Origin of the sequence: Iodidimonas muriae, from assembly GCF_014647255.1 — a bacterium.
GTDB classification, from domain to species: domain Bacteria; phylum Pseudomonadota; class Alphaproteobacteria; order Sphingomonadales; family Rhodothalassiaceae; genus Iodidimonas; species Iodidimonas muriae.
In genome coordinates this window covers 78,275-96,486 of the sequence record NZ_BMOV01000006.1, presented here as the reverse complement: position 1 = coordinate 96,486, position 18,212 = coordinate 78,275, and the positions used below count along the sequence as shown (strand labels likewise).

Genomic DNA, 18,212 nt, shown 5'->3' with positions numbered 1-18,212 from the left:
TGGCGTTTATACGTCATGGCGTCGTTGTGTCAGTTCACCGGATTGTCCACATCCGATGCCAATGTCATTTTGACGATTTTTGTCGGCTCGGCCGGAGGCTCGCCCGGGGCGATCGCGTCCACAAATTCCATGCCCGATGTCACGCGCCCGACAATGGTATATTCCCCATCAAGCACCGACATACGGCTAAACATGATAAAAAACTGGCTGTTGGCGCTATCGGGCGAATCGGACCGCGCCATAGACATGGTGCCGCGCAAATGCAGAAGATCGTTAAACTCGGCTTTCAGGTCCGGCAAATCGGACCCACCCGATCCATTGCCCGCCGGGTCGCCCCCTTGCGCCATAAAATTGGGGATTACACGATGGAAGGTCAAACCATCATAAAACCCCTGACGCACCAGTGTCTTGATACGCTCCACATTGTTCGGGGCTTTATCGGGACGCATCTGTATCACCACCCGGCCCGTGGGCAAATCCAGATAGAGTGTGTTTTCCGGGTCTTTCAGGTCTAGCGATTGCTCAGATACTGCTGGCCCTGCAAGGCCAAAAGCCAACACGCCTGCAAGAAGTTTCTTCATCATACCAAGTCGTCTCCGTCATTTCGGGCCGTATTGAACACACCCGATCTCTTGTTCAATCGCTTTTATGCTGGCGTTTATAGGCCATTTGCGCGCGCACAGCATGGGCAACACGCTTTGGGATGAACCCATCAATATTGCCGCCATAAGTGGCGATTTCTTTCACCAGCTTTGATGCAATGGGCTGATATTTGGCATCGGCCATCAAGAACACGGTTTCCACTTCGGGATTGAGAAACGCATTCATTCCCGCCATCTGGAACTCATATTCAAAATCCGAGACAGCCCGAAGGCCGCGCACAATGATCGAGGCGCCGATTTTCTCTGCAAAGCTCATCAGCAATTCATCGAAGGGCATCACCGAGATATCCACGCCCAAAGACTGCGCAAGCTCTGCCGTTTCTGCACGGACCATGGTGACGCGCTCGTCCAAACTGAACAACGGATCTTTTGATGGATTGGTCGCAACACCAATCACCAGCTTATCCACCAGTTTCAGTCCCCGGCGGATGATGTCCAGATGTCCATAGGTGATGGGATCAAAGGTTCCCGGATAAAGACCGATCCGTTCCAGAGCCACAGTGCTCTCCTTACTATGCAGCGCATAAATGCTCACCTAGGATTATAGAGCGCAAAACAGAATGGCAAGGCGGGCGATAGACTGTCGAAACCTATGGCAGCGTCATGCCTGTTCCATCCTCTTCACCCAACCCATGATTTTTCGCTGGCTGACGGTGCGGCTTTTGGGCATTTCCTGCGCCAAGGCCGCCAGATCCGCCACTTCATCCACATCCGTCAGCGGCAGTAAATGGGCCGGTTTTTGAAGCCCTGCCTCTATCATGGCCTGTTCCAGATCACTTCGGGCATGGGCCGTGCTATAGCGCGGTACCGTCCACACCTCTTTGGGAACCACGCGCCGGCCGCCAAACAACCAGAATCCCCCATCCGATGCCGGACCGAATACAAAATCGTGGCTGTCCAAGACTTTTTCTGCCGCTTTCAGATGCTGTGCCGTTAATTGCGGCGCATCGGCACCGATTAAAAACACCCGGCCATGCACCCGGCGCAAGCCTTCATAAATACGCCACATGCGCGCGCCCAGATCGCCTGGTCCGGTGTGCCGCGCCCCGAAAGATTGCCAGCGCGGATGGGACACGCCCTCTTCTTCCGCCACCGCCCAGCGGGCGATCCAATCGGCACGGGGCTTCAAAAACCGGCTGACCGTTTCTTCCACCGCATCAAGGCTATGATGATAAAATTCCCCCGCCGCATCAGGGCCAATGCTGGCGGCAAGGCGGGTTTTGGGTGCTGTCAGGCCCGGAGTTTTTACAAAAACAGCAACAGCACCGGTCATAAGCCACGTCTCCGCATCAGTTTCCACGCCTCTGGCAGGGCCTGCCTGATCCAGCGATATTGGTACAATATGGTCAGTTTCAGCCAACCGGTTTGGCGATAGGTTCTGGCACTGGTCAAAAGCGGTGCGCCAATGGGGAAAAGTTTCACCCCGCCCTGCCGGGCCTGCCACACAAACAAATGGTCTTCGCCATAAGCACATTGTTCATCATATGGACCGACCGCTTTGAATATATCGCGATGACATGCCAGCCCTTGATCGCCAAATGGAATGCCCAATAGCCGGGAGCGCAGATTGGCGCCCCATTGATTGAGCTTCACCAGCCCCACAGCATCGCGGGCAAAGGCCAGATCAAAATACAACAGGCTCCTGGGGCTTTTTGCAAAAGCGGCCAACAGATGGTCGATGCTATCGTCAGTCAAAACGCTATCGGCATGCAAAAACCACAGCAGCGTTCCGCGCGCTTTTTTTGTGCCCGCATTCAGGCTTTTGGCACGGCTGCCTTCGCTCATCACATGGATATCACAAATGGCCCGATGGCCTTCCAATTGGGAAAGCAATGCCGGCAAGGCCGCCTCATTGGGGCGAACGGGAATAATCACAGAAATCACAGGATCAGACATGCAGCCAGCCTATAGCGCGTTCATAGCTGCACACAAAGCCCCATCTGGTGGCTAATAATTATGACGCCTTCGTTTTTTCACGGGCATAGGCCTGACTGCCCCGATGGTGCAAAAGATCCGATGCCAAAACCGTATCCACGGCATAATCCGCACGGCCACGCACCCGATCATAAACGGGGCCAAAGGGCTGATAGGTGGCATCCAGCAATTCATCAAAGCTATCGATCACGAAATAGCTCTGCTGGAAATCATCAATGCGGTAATTGGTGCACATCACCCGTTCCAGATCAAAATGGATACGGTTGGGCGATGGATCTTCCAAAGCGAATACCGATTCCGCAGGGCTGGACACAATGCCTGCTCCATAAAGGCGCATGCCGTCCGGTGTGTTGATCAAGCCAAACTCCACCGTATACCAATAAAGCCGTGCCAGATTTTGCAGCACGCCCTTGCCCGCTGCCGCCAGCCCGCCCTTGCCATAGGCTTCCATATAATCGGCAAACACCGGATGGCTCAGCATGGGCACATGGCCGAATACATCATGGAATACATCCGGTTCCTGAATGTAATTGAACTGGTCCTCGCGGCGGATAAAATTACCCGCAGGAAAGCGCCGATTGGCCAAATGGTCGAAAAACACCTCGTCGGGCACAAGGTCCGGCACCGCCACCACTTTCCAGCCCGTCCGCGCCATCAATCTTTCGGACAGTTCTTCAAAATTCGGGATGCCGCCATCAGAAAGTTTCAAGGCTTCCAGACCGTCAAGAAATTCCTGACAGGCCCGGCCCTTCAAAATCTCGCGTTGGCGATCATAAAGCCGATCCCAACGGGCATGTTCGTCGGCAGTATAATGCGCCCAATTCTGATCCACCGTGTAATCTTCATTGACCTCAACCTCTCGGCCAAGCCTTGTGGTGATCAACATGGCGCCTCTCCTTCTACGCTGATAAAGGCAAATCCGCTCCGGCGATAAAAACCGTCGCCGGATACATAAAACATGCGCTGCCCGAACGCACATTCAAGCCCCGAAGCGGGGTCAAGCATCCCCGTATTTTACCACCGACTGGTTAATGGTCCCAAACAGGGAGTGCCCGTCATCATCGCGCATTTCAATGCGGATCCGATCGTCAAAGGTCATGAACGGCGTTTTCATCGCCCCGCTCTGGATTTTTTCGATCATCCGGATTTCCGCAATACAGCTATAGCCTGCACCACCTTCCGCGATGGGTTTTCCCGGCCCGCCATCCAGCTTGTTCGATACCGTTCCCGAACCAATGATGGTGCCTGCAGCCAAAGGCCGCGATTTCGCGGCATGGGCCACCAATTGTGCGAAATCGAAGGTCATATCCTGACCGGCATTGGGCTTGCCAAAAGGCGCATCATTCAGGAACGACAATAATGGCAGGTGCATTTTGTTGTCGCGCCAATGGGCGTTCAGTTCATCCAGTGTCAGGGCAAGGGGGGAAAATGCCGAAGACGGTTTGGACTGGAAAAATCCGAAGCCTTTAGCCAATTCGCCGGGGATCAGATTGCGCAGCGACACATCATTGACCAGCATCACCAGCCGGATATAGCGCCCGGCCTCTTCAACGCTGACCCCCATAGGCACATCGCCGGTGATGATGGCGATTTCCGCCTCGAAATCGATCCCCCACGCATCGTCGGCCATTTGGATGGGGTCATAAGGTGCCAAAAAGCTGTCAGAGCCGCCCTGATACATCAAGGGGTCTTCCCAAAAGCTTGCCGGAACCTCTGCCCCGCGCGCCTTTCGCACCAATTCCACATGATTGACATAGGCCGAGCCATCGGCCCATTGATATGCGCGCGGCAAAGGTGACGCACAGGCCGTTTCATCGAAGGGTTTTGCATCCACGCGCCCAGCATCCAGATCATCGCTTAAGGCCTGCAAACGGGGCGCAACCGCATCCCAGTCATCCAGTGCTGCTTGCAATGTGGGAGCAACCTCTGCCGCCAATGCCATGCTTTTGCGGTCTTTGCTAACGACGACCAACTGGCCATCCCGCCCCTGCTTGAGAGATGCTAAACGCATAAATGCTCCTTGATCCGTCGTTTACGTGCTTATTCCGCGGCAGACCCGTACCGTGCCTGTCCACCCCAGCTTAGATAATAGTCTTTCCATTCAATACCAACCGCTTCTTCGCTCACATCCAAAGGATCGCGGGTATCGATCATGACCGCCACTTCATCGGTTTCTTTTTTGGCCGCCTTCATCCCCGCTTCAAATGCCTTGGGATGCGGGCCGTGGGTAAAGCCGCAAGGGTGCAAGCTGGTCATGCCGGGATGGATATTGTCGCGGCTGAAAAATTCACCGCGATGGTAAAAGATGAATTCATCATAATCGTCATTATTATGATAAAATGGCACCTTCAGCGCCCCGGGATCGCTTTCGATGGGGCGCGGCACAAAGCTGCACACCACAAATCGATTGGCCACAAAAGTGGTATGGGCGCTGGGCGGCAAATGATAGCGATGGCTCATCAAGGGACGAATATCGCGCCAATTCAGCCGCATCGGCATCAGATCCCCTTTCCAACCCATGGCATCCAGCGGGTTGAAGGGATAGGTGATGGTGGTCAATTGGTTGCGCCGCTTCACCAAAACGCGCCACTCATCCTCGGTTTGCTGGGCTTTGAAGGCCTCGTCGATCCTGGGGGTATCCAGAATCGCCGGATCGAAAATAGCGTGCGGCCCAACCAGCCCTTTATCCGGCAACTGATAGCTGGAATTGGTCGCTTCCACCATCATCAGGCGGGTGGGAGACTGTGCATCCAGCCGCCACATGGAGCCACGTGGCAACACCACATAATCCCCATCCCGGTATGGCATATGGCCAAAATCGCAATAAAGATCGCCAGAACCTTCATGGATGAACAACAGCTCATCGCCATCGCCATTGCGAACCAAATGATCCATCGCCCCATCCAATGACCAAAAACGCACGGCCACATGGGCATTGCTCAACAGTTTTTTGGCATCCCATGGGCTTGGGCCATAATCGGCGAACCTGTTTGTATCAAAAGCGCGGGGCTTCAACGGGCCTTCAAAGCCCACCCAATCGGTGGGAGCATGGCGGTGGTACAGATGGGCTGCGGGTCCGAAAAACCCCTCTTTCCCCATCTCACGCTCATAGGCCCCTTCGGGGAAATCCGCATGGGCTTGGCGTGACGCCTCTCCCTCAAGCCGTGGAAAGCTGATCCAGTTGCGCATGGGTTCGTCTCCCGCATGATACTATCAAGGCCATCTTTGGCCGATGCTGATTACTCCGCCGCCGTATCCGGCTTCAGATATCCCCGACGGATCTGGTCTTCTTCGATCGATTCAAACAATGCTCTGAAATTGCCTTCGCCAAAACCTTCATTGCCCTTGCGCTGGATAATCTCATAGAAAATCGGCCCGATCACATTTTTTGTGAAAATCTGCAACAACAGCCCGCCACCCTGCGATTCTCCACCATCCATCAAAATATGACGTTTTTGCATGTCCGGCACGGATTCCCCATGCCCCGGCAGGCGCGTATCCAGCTTTTCATAATAGGGATCGGGCGTTTCCTGAAACGCGATCCCGTTCGCCCGCAGCTTGTCTACAGAATCATATATCTGATGGGTGCCCAAAGCGATATGTTGTATGCCTTCGCCTCTATAGGCTTCCAGATATTCATTGATCTGGCTTTTTTCGTCTTCCGATTCGTTCAAAGGAATACGAATTTTGCCGCATGGGCTGGCCAAAGCACGGCTTACAAGGCCGGTAAGCTTGCCCTTGATATCGAAATAGCGGATCTGGCCAAAATTGAACAGGCGGCCATAAAAGTCGCGCCATTTATCCATATTACCCCAATATACATTATGGGTCAGATGGTCGATATAGGAAAGCCCCGCGCCCCAACGGTCCATGCGCTCTTCCGCATCGGGGAAAAGTTCATAATCGCTTTCCCACGCATTGACCCCGCCATAGCCATCCACCAGATAAAGCCGCGATCCGCCAATACCTTCAATGGCCGGTTTCGATAAAATCCGGTCTTCATCATCGATGGAGACCGCATCAAGGCTTTTGGCGCGATCAAGGGCCGCTTTGGCATCTTTTACGCGAAACCCCATAGAACAAGCGCAAGGGCCATGTTTTTTAACGAAATCAGCAGCGAAGCCAGTTTTTTCCGCATTAATAACGAAATTTATATCACCCTGACGGTGCAAGCTGATATCGCGGCTTTTATGCTTTCCTATGGCGGGAAAGCCCAGTTTTTCAAACAAATCCCGTAACAGAACCGGATCGGGAGCCGCATATTCGACAAATTCAAACCCGTCCGTCCCCATGGGGTTTTCCGGTTTGCTATCAATATTGAAGCCCAACATTCATGCACCTGTGCCTAGCTATTGATGACAAAACACGCCTGTCCATCCCCACCATATCAGGATGGCCGCAAAATGGTTTCATATGTAACCAAATAAGCGGTCGTCCGGCTCTTTGCAAGTTACACTTTGCCGCGTTTACAAGAATCCTCGCGCATCCCACAGCGCCATGGCACTTTTGAACAAGGCTTGGCATGATGGGCCCGACAGACAGAAAACGAGTAGTCCATGACCGAAAACACAGTGCCAAATCGCCTGAAATTGCCCCATTTTCTGCCCTATCGGCTGGCAACGATCTCGAACCGGATATCCCGCACCATTTCGCGGCTTTATTCGGACCGCTATGATCTTACCATTCCAGAATGGCGGGTGATGGCGGTTTTGGGGGATGAAAGCGATCTGAGTGCCAGTGAGGTGGCCCACCGCACAGCCATGGATAAAGTGGCAGTAAGCCGGGCGGTTTCGCGCTTATTGGCGAAGAAACGGCTGGAACGGCATTTTTCACCGCAGGATCGGCGGCGTTCGGTGTTGGCCTTGTCCCCGGAAGGCGTCAGAATCCATGCCAAGATCATGCCCTTGGCTTTGTCTTATGAGGCGGAATTGTTAAGCCATCTCGGCAAACAGGAAACAGCCGAACTGAACCGATTGCTGGACCGGCTGGAAGGCTTGTCGCTGGAAACATTCGGTGACCCCGCCCGCACCTCCAAAGACGAGGACGGAGCCGCCTGAACGGTCTTTTAAATTAGCTTACAAGTTCCAAGGCCAACGCCGTGGCCTCCCCACCACCGATACACAAGGTGGCAACGCCGCGCTTTTTGCCGCGCTTTTGAAGCGCATTGATCAAGGTCACCACAATGCGTGCGCCAGATGCCCCGATGGGGTGGCCCAAAGCGCAAGCCCCGCCATAAACATTCACCGCATCATGGGGAAGATCCAGATCGCGCATGGCCGCCATGGCGACAACGGCGAAGGCTTCATTCACTTCCCACAAATCCACATCTTGCGTGGTCCAGCCGCATTTTTCCAAAACTGATTTGATGGCTCCGATGGGGGCGGTGGTGAACCATTGCGGCTCTTGCGCATGGGTGGCATGGCCCTTGATTTCCGCCAAAACAGGCAGCCCGCGCTTTTCCGCTTCGGACCGGCGCATCAGGATAAGTGCGGCGGCACCATCGGAAATAGAGGAAGAATTGGCGGCTGTTACCGTGCCATCTTTGGCAAAGGCAGGTTTCAGCTGGGGAATTTTATCAAAGCGCGCTTTACCGGGTTGCTCGTCGATGGAAATGGTCGTCTCACCTTTGCGTGTGACGATCCGGATCGGCGCGATCTCATCGGCAAAAGTGCCATCCTCGCCCGCCTTTTGCGCCCGTTTCAGGCTTTCAATGGCATAGGCATCCTGTGCATCACGGGTGAACTGGTAATGCTGTGCGGTTTCTTCAGCAAAGGTGCCCATCAAACGGCCCGGATCATAGGCATCTTCCAGCCCGTCAAGGAACATATGATCTTTTACATCACCATGGCCAAGGCGCATACCGCCCCGGGCCTTGGGCAAAAGATAAGGCGCATTGGTCATGCTTTCCATGCCACCGGCCACAACGATATCATTGGTTCCGGCCAGCAAGGAATCATGCCCCACCATCATGGCCTTCATGCCCGAACCGCACATCTTGTTCAGCGTCACCGCCCCGGTTTTATTGGGAATTCCTGCTTTTTTGGATGCCTGACGGGCGGGAGCCTGCCCTTGCCCTGCGGGCAACACACAGCCCATGATGGTTTCATCCACATCATCGGGCGACACGCCGCCCCGTTCCAGCGCGGCTTTGATTGCAGTGGCGCCTAGCTCTGATGCCATGAGCGGCGACAAATCGCCCTGAAATCCCCCCATGGGGGTCCGCGCCATGGAAACGATAACAACGGGATCTGATGTTGCCATGAAAAACACTCCTTCTTTCTTGTAAGGCCCTTGGGTCCTTGATGCGCAAATGGGCCACCGCGCTTAAACCATCAAATAGGCGCCCCTCCCTGCCCTGCGCAAGGCCTCTTGTGCCAGACAAACAGGAAGAGTAAATCATATAGGCACCGATTTTCCCCTATCCACCTATTCTAAAGGACTGTGGCACATGGCCTCCCCTGACCCTGATGAGCCATCCAAAATGCATGACAACACCCCTCAAGGTGGCGATTTTACGTTGATCGGGGTTTTGTTATTTGCCGGGCTGATGATTGGAGCCTCCATAGGCGGCTTTATCTTTTACGCCCCGGTGCCCGGTGCCTTGATTGGCGCGAGCATTGGTCTTGGCTATGCCCTGTTTTCCCACTGGAAACAGTCCCGCTAATCTTATTGTCGAGCTTTTCAAAGGCAGCGCAGCACTATGATCATCATCACCACAGATACAGTTCCCGGCCAAGAGGTGCGCGAAATTTTGGGCGTTGTGCAAGGTTCCACCGTACGGGCCAAGCATCTGGGGCGCGATATCATGGCGGGCCTCAAAAATATTGTGGGCGGTGAACTGCACGGTTATACGGAATTGATGCAAGAAGCCCGGGAAGAAGCCATCAACCGAATGGCTAAGGAAGCAGAAAAGCTGGGAGCGGATGCCGTTTTGAATGTGCGTTTGGCAACCGCGTCTGTCACGGGAGGGGCCGCGGAAATTCTTGCCTATGGCACGGCCGTTCGTCTTGATGGACGGTAAGTTTTTCCAATCCGGTTGGTGGGAGTTTATCCAGACAACCTTCATGCCCTGGACATTGGACAAGATCAATCTGTGGTCCATCCTCCAGAACTGGCTTTTTCTGACACTTTTGCCCGCCTTTATCTTTTGGATCATTGCACGGGTGATGTCTTATCGCCATGCACGGTCTTTGGCGGTGCGTGAGGCCATGACACCACGGCCCCACCTCACCACCTTGAAGCACCCGCCCGAAGGATATGGCAATCCGGTGATTGTCAGTGCCAATGTGGTCATTTCCCATTCAAAAACCCGCGTATTTGCCATTTTGTGGCGACGCATGATCGGCGGAAATATCCCCATTCTGGAACGGATGGTCAATCGCGCCCGCCGCGAAGCAATTTTAAGACTGGAAGAGGAAATCACCGCCCGCCATGCGGATCTTTTAATCAATTTACGGTTCACAAGCCATAATATAGGCACCGGCAGCGGCCGCTCTTTGGGTATTGAAGTGGTGGCCTATGGAACCGCTCTTCAAAAAAGGCACTAAAAAGGGCCGGCATTTTGCCGACCCTTTCCAAAAGCGAGGAAGGTCTAGAGCTTTGCGGGATCAGTTCCCGAATAGAGCAAGGATGGACTGCGGGTTGCTGTTGGCAATGCTGAGCGCCTGAAGACCAAGCTGCTGCTTCACCTGCAAGGCCTGAAGGCTGGCAGATTCCCGCGCCAAATCCGCATCCACAAGATTGCCGATGCCAACTTGCAGTTCATCAGACAGTCTTGTGGTGAAGTTGGAAGACAATTCAAGCTGGCGAGCCGCTGCCCCGAATTCCGCCAGAACACTGTTCACCGAATCCAGTGCATTATCCACATCCACCAAGGCCTGCTCGGCTCGGATGTTCGAGCTGAAATTATCCGCCGGTATGGACGTGACTGTAAAAGGTGCTGCCGGGGTGGCCAAAGAAAAGTCAGCTTCCAGCGCCGCTGTGGCGGCGGCCTGATCGGCAAAATTACCTGTTACGGTAAAGGTTTGCCCCCCCAAAGAAAAGCTGAGGGTTTCATCGCCAGAGCTGGCCCCTCCGCCCCCCAGATTGAAGGTGGCGCTAGAAAAATCGAAAGAGGCCGGATTTGTAGCAACATCCACAATCCCGGTCGGATTTCCCGACGCCACAAGGGCATTCACGAAATCCCGATCCCCAAGATTTTCCGCAACAACATCAAGGCTATCCACATCGATATCATAACCCACAGCCGGGTCGATCTCGAAGCTGTTCACCTGAATACCAAGACCGGAGGTGGTCAGGTCGCGGCCATTGATGGCGATCACATTGGACAGGCTGGCCTCGCCCGGATCGACAATGCTATCGGCATTCAGATCATTGACGGTGACTTCTGTGCCAGTAAGCGCTGTGATGCGGGTGAGTGACGGATCAACGATATTTGTGCCATTGAAATTGGCTTGGCTAACCACCGAATCGATCTGTTGCAGCAGCCGGCTGAATTCATCACTCAGCGCGCGCCGAGAGGCACTGTCAATGCCTGAATCTGCCGCGGCAATCGTGGTTTCCCGCATATCGATCAGCAGATCCGAAATGGTTTCCGCTGCGGCAATGGCCACATCCACCGTGCTGGTTGCCCGATCAAGGCTCGAACGAACGGCATCGAACCCTTTCACCTGGCCACGCAAATTCTGCGCAATGGAAAAATTCGCCGGATCATCGGCAGCGGACTGCACCTTCAGGCCGGTATTGATCCGGCTTTGGGTGACATCCAGACTTTGATTTGTACCAACCAGCTGACGCAAGGCTTCTAATGCGCCAGCATTCGTATTTACTGAAAAGGCCATGCTGCCCCTCCCTCGCTTTGTGAAGACGACGAATGCCGCCAAATGTTCCTGCAATCGAACACCACAATGCGAGAACCGTGCCAGTTTTTATTTTTATGATTAAGGCATTGATATTAATCAGATATTTTTAGGAATTTCAGGATAAACACTACTCAAAAAGAAAAAATGGCATCCCAACAGGGTAACAACTGTCCCCCAAAGCGGCAGAAGTTTCCACATCCCCTTATGGCAAACTTGCCGGGTTATATGAGCATTCCATATCAGGGCCCGCTTCTTTTAGCCCGGGTATTTTCCCTTACGCGTATTGATATAGACCTTGCGCCATAAAAAAGGGCCGAACGGCAAGGTTCGGCCCAATCTGGAAAATATTTTTAAAAAGCGACCCGCGCGAAACCGGTCAAACGCTGGTATCCAGCACAATCCCTTCCGCCTCACGGATAGATGCGATCAGTTTCAAAATGGTTTCCGGCGGAAACTGGTTGATCACTTCGCCGCTATCGCGGTCCACCGATTGAAACACCACGCGCCCGGACTCTTCGTCCTGATCGATACGCAATCGGGCAGACCCAATATCTTCCCCAATCAATTGGGAAATGGCCTCTTCCACCTGCGCATCAAGGCTTCTGTCATCAAGCGGGCCGGAAAAAACCGCCCCGGATTGCACAAGCCCAACAGTCTGGCGATCACCAGCCAGGCCAGCATTATCCGCTGAAACGGCATCAACCCGCTGGATCACACGCGGTGTTCCATCGGCAGATTGTGGAGGAATATTCTGTGTTTCAAACCTAATCATCATTCAATTCCCGCCTTTCATGGGCTTGGCTGGCAAGCCTATGCGGAAAGAGGAAGAAGGGCAGCGCTCCTTCTGAGAGCCGCCCTTCAAGGATATTTTTAACGGAACAGGGCGAGGATCGAGCCCGGGGCCTGATTGGCGATACCAGCGGCCTGAAGACCAAGCTGCTGCTGCACCTGAAGGGCCTGTAGGCTTGCCGCTTCGCGCGACAGATCCGCATCCACCAAGTTCCCGATTCCAACCTCGATCGAGTCAGACAGATTGGATGCAAATTCAGATTGCAACGAAATCTGCTGCGAGGAAGACCCCAGCGTACTCAGAACCGTGGAAAGCTGACTGCGGAAATTATCCACAACCTGCACTGCGGCATTGCGGCTGTCAGAGGTATTGAAATCAATGGAGTTCAAGGTGACATCCGTCAGCGTGACACCATTGGCCACATCCGCAACCACCTGCGCCGTACCGGTCACTGCAACATCAGTGATATTGCCGGCCGTGTCGGCATCAGCAAGACCACCACTCGGAGCTACAGTCGTGTCGTTGGTCGTCAGGGTGAAGGTGGTCGTACCGAAGTCAAAGGCAATCGTATCATTGACACCTGCACCACCATCAGTGAAGGTCGCGGCGGAATTGGCAAAATCGAGACCTGTGGCATTGCCATTGGCGTCGACCGCGATCACACCATTGGTATCAAGCCCTGCATCCACGATGCCTTGCAAGAAGTCGGTGTTATTACGGACATTGGCATCGAAGCTGGTAACCGACGTACCGGAATCGGTTTCATCCACCACGTCCGTTGCGCCACCGCCTGAGTTGATGGTGACATCACCATCCACAGTTACACTGGCAGCAGTTGCTGTGGCTCCTGCAGTGGTCAAATCCTGACCACCCACGGAAATCCGGCTGATAGTTCCAGACCGATTGACGCCGGTGATGGCATCAAGATTTTGGCCACTGCCATTGATCAGATTGGTGCCGTTAAATTCAGCCTGACCAACGATGGAGTCGATCTGAGAAACGATCGCACCAAAGTCATTGTTCAAAGAAGAAACAGAGGCACTATCAAGACCACTATCTTGCACCTGAACTGCAATTTCACGCGCTTCGATCAGAAGGTCATCAATAGCTTCAGCAGCATCGGTCGCCACATCCAACGTGCTTTGCGCACGATCCAGGCTCGACCGGGCCGCACTGATGCCGGCCAAATCGGAACGCTGATTTTGCGCAATCAAGAAGGTAGCAGAATCATCACGCACACTGGCCACTTCAAGACCGGTAGAAATCCGGTTCTGCGTGGTTGCAAGCTGGCTGTTGGTGCTGGAAAGGGATTGAAGGGCCAGAAAGGCACCTTGGTTCGTATTCACAGAAAAAGCCATTTTGGCATCTCCATTCTGGGGTTTTACCGAGCATTTTGCTCTCGAGGCGTTTTGCCTCGCACTATCCAATGCAACAGTGATGCCAAGTTTGGAATTCTATGCGAAAATTACATCAAACAATTGAAAATAAACACAAATTCTAAAATACCGCATCACATCTATTGGTCTTGAATGGGTGGCATATTTTGCCTAGTGGGCAAAATTTTCCTGCTTTACCCCTCAAAATACGGCAAAATTTGCCGTATACCCCTTAAAAACACGCCCCGAATACAAAAATGCACGCAACCCTTTATAAGATTGCGCGCAAAGCAAATAGCACCGTGACAGTTTATTGATGGTGATGGACAAATCTTTCCACCTACCCCACCAGCCCACCAAGGGGTAAAGACGGCGGCGGCGTTGCTTGCTGATTTTCCGCGCGTTCGGCCGCCTCGCGTTCATTGCGCACCTGCAGGGCCAGCCCTTCCATGATAATTTTGTTGATGCCGATCAGATCGTCGATCGATGCTTCGCCGCGCATCACCTTGCTTGTGCTTTTCGACACATAGATCGACAGGGAAATAATCTGCGCCCGGGTGGCTTGCGGCAGGTCATTATCATCGACCGAGCAATCGGCGGCCAAGGTGGACCAAAGCCTGCGGTTCCAATCCAGCGCCTTCATCAAGGCGGCCCCTTTAAGAGCCTGCTCTTTCGCATCAATCAAAGCACCGGTTACCCGGCCAAACAGGCGATACTCGGTTTGTCTGGGTGACTCTGCAGCCACCTGACGCTGATGATAGGCATCAAGGGACATATTCAAGCCTTTTCTTCTCATAATCGAACAGCTTCTTACAGGTCATCAAAGCCCGGTAATAATTGCTGTTCATCACATCCGCACTGATTTCGATACAGCGGGCCTTTGCCTCAGGATCTTCGACAACCGACATGAACTCGGTCATACGGGTCATGAATTCCTCAATATATTTCGCTCGGCTGTCAGGATCGAGATAGCACAGCATGATCGGAAAATAGATCCGGCGAGCCGGTGTGTTCACATCTTCCTGACGCATGATGTCTTTCTCACGCAGGATCGACACCTTGTTTTGAATCACCAAACTGGACCGTCGGTCGCCATTGGCGATCACCGCTCCATTGACCACGAATTTTTCACCCGGCTTTAGCGACAGCTTGAGCGCCATAAGAGTCTCTCCAGATCGGCCCGCTCGATTCTCAAGCTAGGCATAAGTTGTTTCCCGTCTCTTAAGGTTTGCACCGGATCTGTGGATTTTTTTCCAAAAGCCGGTCAAATACCCTCTTATTCGTCAAGCATGAGCATCGCCGAATTGCAAATATATGCACATACCATTCAGAATATAAGCAATCACCATGCCAAAAGCTGGCCAAGAACACAATCAACAGCCCGACCAGCCGATACATCAATAAAGCACAAGGGCTTGCCACAAAGAAGCGCGCCCATTAGCGTGCCCCCAAGAATTCGAGACAAAAGAAGGCATCCTCCATGAAATTTTCCGGAACCGATCGCTATGTGGCCACCGATGATTTGACCATTGCAGTCAATGCAGCCGCCACCTTGCGCCGCCCTTTGCTGATTAAAGGCGAACCGGGAACAGGGAAAACGGTGCTGGCCCAGGAAGTGGCCCGCGCCTTCGACCGCCCCTTGATCGAATGGCATGTAAAATCCACCACAAAAGCGCAACAGGGTCTTTATGAATATGATGCCGTGTCCCGCCTTCGGGATAGCCAGCTCGGTGATGAGCGGGTGCATGACATCGGCAATTACATCAAACGCGGAAAATTATGGGAGGCATTTGTTGCCGATGTGCCGCCTATTTTGCTGATCGACGAGATCGACAAAGCGGATATCGAATTCCCCAATGACCTGCTGTTGGAATTGGACCGGATGGAGTTCTTTGTTTATGAAACCGGCGAAACCATCCGCGCCGAGCAACGCCCTATCGTGATCATTACCTCGAACAATGAAAAAGAACTGCCAGATGCTTTTTTGCGGCGTTGCTTCTTTCACTATATCAAATTCCCGGATCGGGAGACGATGCTGGACATCATCAATGTGCATTTCCCCGATCTCCAAAAACGATTGGTGCACGAAGCACTGACCGTTTTTTACGAATTGCGTGAGGTGCCGGGGCTGAAAAAGAAACCATCCACTTCGGAATTGCTGGATTGGTTGAAGCTGTTGATGGCCGAAGATATGCCGCCCCAGGCCCTGCGCAGCAAGGACAGCAAAACTGTGATCCCGCCGCTGCATGGCGCTCTTTTGAAAAACGAACAAGATATTGCCCTGTTCGAACGCCTTGCTTTTCTCAACCGCCGCGAAGGACGATAAGCCGGTTTACCGGAGCAGATCACATCAATAGAAAAAACCCGGCCTGCATGATGCGGACCGGGTTCTTTTATATAGACGGGGGTTAGAGCCGTCTTATTTGGCTTTGACAGCCTTCAATTCGTCCATGCTTTGTGTGAAGCGCTTTTGGACCACACCAAAGGCATCGCGGTTCACATTCAGCGCCAGTTCTGACACTTCGCGGAAGCCTTCCAAACCTTTGCGGGCTACGTCCTGAGCAAATTCGGCTTGTTTACCGGCATTGGCTTCAGGGGTTTTGCCGTTCAGGACATCGGTGGCGACGCCGGACGCATCTTCAAACATGGTGCGCACCAAAGCGACATTCTTTTCAGAAACCGTTTTGTAACCTTCGAAAGCCACGCGATTGGCTTCGATCAAGGCTTCAACATTTTTGCGTTGCGCATCCATGATGGCGCTCATGTCAAAATTCGGGGTCTTGAAGAGAGCGGCAATGCCGTTCTCGACGGTGTCAGTTTTGCTGGTGGTTGCCATTTTCTCTGCTCCAATCATAAAAATCTAAATTGCTGCGCTGCAACAACACAGCCTATATGACGGTCACCCAGCGGTTTGTCAAGGCGCTTTTTGTGCAGCGCACAAAAAAACCACATAAAAACCCCGAAAAATCAAAAACCCTCACGAATCCGGCCTAAACCGAACGCCAGAGCTAAAGGCCCCGACGGCTTTAAAGACCAAGGCACAGGAATTTGGTTTCAAGATATTCTTCAATCCCTTCCTGTCCGCCTTCCCGGCCCAAGCCAGATTCCTTGACGCCGCCAAAGGGAGCCACTTCTGTAGAGAACACCCCGCTATTCACCGCAACAATGCCGCTTTCCAACGCCTCTGCCGCACGGAATATCCGCGCAAGATCGCGGCTAAAGAAATAAGACGCCAAACCGAAAGGCGTGTCATTGGCCAGCGCCACCGCTTCATCTTCCGTTTCAAATCGGAAAATCGGCGCAACGGGGCCAAAGGTTTCTTCCACAAAAACCTGCATGTCCGGCGTTGCATCGGCAATCACGGTGGGCTGGAAGAAAGAGCCTCCCCGTTCATGCACATCACCGCCGGTGAGAACCCGACCGCCCTTGGCTTTTGCATCCGCCACATGGCGCTTCACCTTTTCAAGGGCAGCCTTGTTGATCAACGGACCTTGCACCACGCCATCTTCGGTGCCGGCGCCCACTTTCATGGTCGAAACCTTTTCCGCCAATTTTTGAGTGAAGCTGTCATAGATGCCGGATTGCACAAAAATACGGTTAGCGCAGACGCAAGTCTGACCGGTATTGCGGTATTTCGAGGCCATAACTCCATCCACAGCGGCATCCACATCCGCATCGTCAAACACGATGAAGGGCGCATTCCCGCCCAATTCCAGGCTGAGTTTTTTCACCGTGTCGGCGGCTTGCCGCATCAGCAATTTCCCCACCGCTGTCGAGCCGGTGAAGCTGACTTTGCGCACGATGGAGCTGCCCATCAAGGCCGGGCCGACCACATCGGGCTTGCCGGTCACGATATTCAAAACGCCGTCGGGCACCCCGGCTTCGGCGGCCAGAACCCCAAGGGCAAGGGCGGTAAGCGGCGTATCCTCGGCCGGTTTTGCCACCATCGCACAGCCAGCGGCCAAAGCCGGACCAGCCTTGCGGGTCAACATCGCTGCAGGGAAGTTCCACGGTGTGATCGCGCCCACAACCCCGATTGGCTGTTTCATAACCATCAGGCGCCGGTCATTGCTTGGCTGCGGAATGATCCGGCCATAAACCCGCCGCGCCTCTTCAGAAAACCATTCAATGAAACTGGCCGCATAAGCCACCTCGCCACGGGCTTCGGCTAAGGGCTTGCCCTGCTCTGTGGTCATCAAAAGCGCCAGATCTTCGGCATTTTCATGCATCAGTTCAAACCAGCGTCGCAGAATTCTGGACCGTTCCTGAGCCGTTTTGGCCGCCCAGTCTTTCTGCGCTTTAGCGGCTCCGTGAATGGCCAACTCCACCTCATCCGCAGACAGGCTGGGCACCGTTGCGATCACCGCCCCGGTGGCGGGGTTCAAAACCTCATAGGTGTCTTTATTGGAGGCATCGATCCACTGGCCATTAACAAACGCTTGCTGACGCAAAAGCCCGCGGTTTTTCAAAACGACTGTATTCGTTAACATGCCAAACTCCCAAATCTTTCAAGGTCTTTCAGCATCCCAAACAGGAAGGGACGCACCCATCGGTTCAAAAAGATAACGCCCTATATCGCGCCTGACCT

At 53.5% G+C, this 18,212-nt stretch carries 21 protein-coding genes; 5 read left to right on the top strand and 16 right to left on the bottom strand.

What is annotated here, in order from left to right; translation table 11 throughout:
• Window positions 1–29: 29 nt before the first annotated feature.
• The 8 genes from IEX96_RS09420 to hppD form a co-directional block, all read right to left on the bottom strand.
• Window positions 30–584 carry a peptidylprolyl isomerase gene (locus IEX96_RS09420; RefSeq protein ID WP_150005131.1) on the bottom strand — a complete coding sequence of 185 codons (555 nt, stop codon included), beginning with the start codon at window positions 582–584 and terminating at the stop codon, window positions 30–32.
• Between the two features lie 52 nt (window positions 585–636).
• Window positions 637–1,155: a pantetheine-phosphate adenylyltransferase gene (gene coaD / locus IEX96_RS09415; protein ID WP_150005210.1), complete on the bottom strand. Its 519-nt coding sequence runs from the start codon at window positions 1,153–1,155 to the stop codon at window positions 637–639.
• A 108-nt stretch (window positions 1,156–1,263) separates the two neighbouring features.
• Window positions 1,264–1,935, bottom strand: a complete 672-nt coding sequence (locus IEX96_RS09410) for a TIGR04282 family arsenosugar biosynthesis glycosyltransferase (protein WP_188873831.1) — start codon at window positions 1,933–1,935, stop codon at window positions 1,264–1,266.
• Window positions 1,932–2,558, bottom strand: coding sequence for a glycosyltransferase (locus IEX96_RS09405; RefSeq protein WP_150005133.1), 627 nt, complete (start codon window positions 2,556–2,558; stop codon window positions 1,932–1,934). The genes IEX96_RS09410 and IEX96_RS09405 overlap by 4 nt, the downstream gene beginning before the upstream one ends.
• A 58-nt stretch (window positions 2,559–2,616) precedes the next feature.
• Window positions 2,617–3,483, bottom strand: coding sequence for a phenylalanine 4-monooxygenase (gene phhA / locus IEX96_RS09400; RefSeq protein WP_188873830.1), 867 nt, complete (start codon window positions 3,481–3,483; stop codon window positions 2,617–2,619).
• Between the two features lie 111 nt (window positions 3,484–3,594).
• Window positions 3,595–4,608, bottom strand: coding sequence for a fumarylacetoacetate hydrolase family protein (locus tag IEX96_RS09395; RefSeq protein ID WP_150005135.1), 1,014 nt, complete (start codon window positions 4,606–4,608; stop codon window positions 3,595–3,597).
• Window positions 4,609–4,637: 29 nt separating this feature from the next.
• Window positions 4,638–5,786 carry a homogentisate 1,2-dioxygenase gene (locus IEX96_RS09390; RefSeq protein WP_150005136.1) on the bottom strand — a complete coding sequence of 383 codons (1,149 nt, stop codon included), beginning with the start codon at window positions 5,784–5,786 and terminating at the stop codon, window positions 4,638–4,640.
• Window positions 5,787–5,836: 50 nt separating this feature from the next.
• The gene (gene hppD, locus IEX96_RS09385; RefSeq protein WP_150005137.1) at window positions 5,837–6,928 is read right to left on the bottom strand and encodes a 4-hydroxyphenylpyruvate dioxygenase; all 1,092 of its coding nucleotides are present in this window, start codon (window positions 6,926–6,928) and stop codon (window positions 5,837–5,839) included.
• Window positions 6,929–7,153: 225 nt separating this feature from the next.
• On the opposite strand from hppD, the gene IEX96_RS09380 reads away from it, so the two are divergent.
• Window positions 7,154–7,654: a MarR family winged helix-turn-helix transcriptional regulator gene (locus IEX96_RS09380; protein ID WP_150005138.1), complete on the top strand. Its 501-nt coding sequence runs from the start codon at window positions 7,154–7,156 to the stop codon at window positions 7,652–7,654.
• A 13-nt stretch (window positions 7,655–7,667) separates the two neighbouring features.
• On the opposite strand, the gene IEX96_RS09375 is transcribed toward IEX96_RS09380, so the two are convergent.
• Window positions 7,668–8,858, bottom strand: a complete 1,191-nt coding sequence (locus tag IEX96_RS09375) for an acetyl-CoA C-acyltransferase (protein WP_150005139.1) — start codon at window positions 8,856–8,858, stop codon at window positions 7,668–7,670.
• 187 nt (window positions 8,859–9,045) lie between these two features.
• On the opposite strand from IEX96_RS09375, the gene IEX96_RS09370 reads away from it, so the two are divergent.
• Genes IEX96_RS09370 through IEX96_RS09360 form a run of 3 tightly spaced genes read left to right on the top strand, consistent with a single transcriptional unit; the run spans window position 9,046 to window position 10,144 of the window.
• On the top strand, window positions 9,046–9,261 hold the full coding sequence (locus IEX96_RS09370; RefSeq protein ID WP_188873829.1) for a hypothetical protein: 216 nt from the start codon (window positions 9,046–9,048) through the stop codon (window positions 9,259–9,261).
• Window positions 9,262–9,297: 36 nt separating this feature from the next.
• On the top strand, window positions 9,298–9,618 hold the full coding sequence (locus tag IEX96_RS09365; RefSeq protein ID WP_150005140.1) for a YbjQ family protein: 321 nt from the start codon (window positions 9,298–9,300) through the stop codon (window positions 9,616–9,618).
• A complete protein-coding gene (locus IEX96_RS09360) occupies window positions 9,587–10,144 on the top strand; it encodes a YbjQ family protein (protein WP_188873828.1) in 558 nt (185 codons plus the stop codon). The genes IEX96_RS09365 and IEX96_RS09360 overlap by 32 nt, the downstream gene beginning before the upstream one ends.
• Before the next feature lie 60 nt (window positions 10,145–10,204).
• Here the strand turns inward: IEX96_RS09360 and IEX96_RS14250 are convergent, their stop codons facing one another.
• From IEX96_RS14250 to flbT, 5 genes are all read right to left on the bottom strand, one after another.
• Window positions 10,205–11,437: a flagellin N-terminal helical domain-containing protein gene (locus IEX96_RS14250; RefSeq protein ID WP_188873827.1), complete on the bottom strand. Its 1,233-nt coding sequence runs from the start codon at window positions 11,435–11,437 to the stop codon at window positions 10,205–10,207.
• 397 nt (window positions 11,438–11,834) lie between these two features.
• Complete coding sequence (locus IEX96_RS09350; RefSeq protein WP_188873826.1) at window positions 11,835–12,233, bottom strand: flagellar protein FlaG; 399 nt, start codon at window positions 12,231–12,233, stop codon at window positions 11,835–11,837.
• A 95-nt stretch (window positions 12,234–12,328) separates the two neighbouring features.
• Window positions 12,329–13,606 (bottom strand): flagellin family protein, encoded by a 1,278-nt coding sequence (locus IEX96_RS09345; RefSeq protein WP_150005146.1) that lies wholly within the window; start codon window positions 13,604–13,606, stop codon window positions 12,329–12,331.
• 358 nt (window positions 13,607–13,964) lie between these two features.
• Window positions 13,965–14,399, bottom strand: a complete 435-nt coding sequence (flaF, locus tag IEX96_RS09340) for a flagellar biosynthesis regulator FlaF (RefSeq protein WP_150005147.1) — start codon at window positions 14,397–14,399, stop codon at window positions 13,965–13,967.
• The gene (flbT, locus tag IEX96_RS09335) at window positions 14,389–14,784 is read right to left on the bottom strand and encodes a flagellar biosynthesis repressor FlbT (RefSeq protein ID WP_150005148.1); all 396 of its coding nucleotides are present in this window, start codon (window positions 14,782–14,784) and stop codon (window positions 14,389–14,391) included. The genes flaF and flbT overlap by 11 nt, the downstream gene beginning before the upstream one ends.
• Before the next feature lie 320 nt (window positions 14,785–15,104).
• Here flbT and IEX96_RS09330 point away from each other — a divergent pair, with 320 nt between their 5' ends.
• Window positions 15,105–15,950 (top strand): AAA family ATPase, encoded by an 846-nt coding sequence (locus IEX96_RS09330; RefSeq protein ID WP_150005149.1) that lies wholly within the window; start codon window positions 15,105–15,107, stop codon window positions 15,948–15,950.
• 93 nt (window positions 15,951–16,043) lie between these two features.
• Here IEX96_RS09330 and IEX96_RS09325 read toward each other — a convergent pair whose 3' ends face one another.
• Both IEX96_RS09325 and IEX96_RS09320 read right to left on the bottom strand, forming a co-directional pair.
• On the bottom strand, window positions 16,044–16,460 hold the full coding sequence (locus tag IEX96_RS09325) for a phasin family protein (protein WP_188873825.1): 417 nt from the start codon (window positions 16,458–16,460) through the stop codon (window positions 16,044–16,046).
• Between the two features lie 190 nt (window positions 16,461–16,650).
• On the bottom strand, window positions 16,651–18,114 hold the full coding sequence (locus IEX96_RS09320) for an NAD-dependent succinate-semialdehyde dehydrogenase (RefSeq protein WP_150005151.1): 1,464 nt from the start codon (window positions 18,112–18,114) through the stop codon (window positions 16,651–16,653).
• Between the last annotated feature and the right edge of the window lie 98 nt (window positions 18,115–18,212).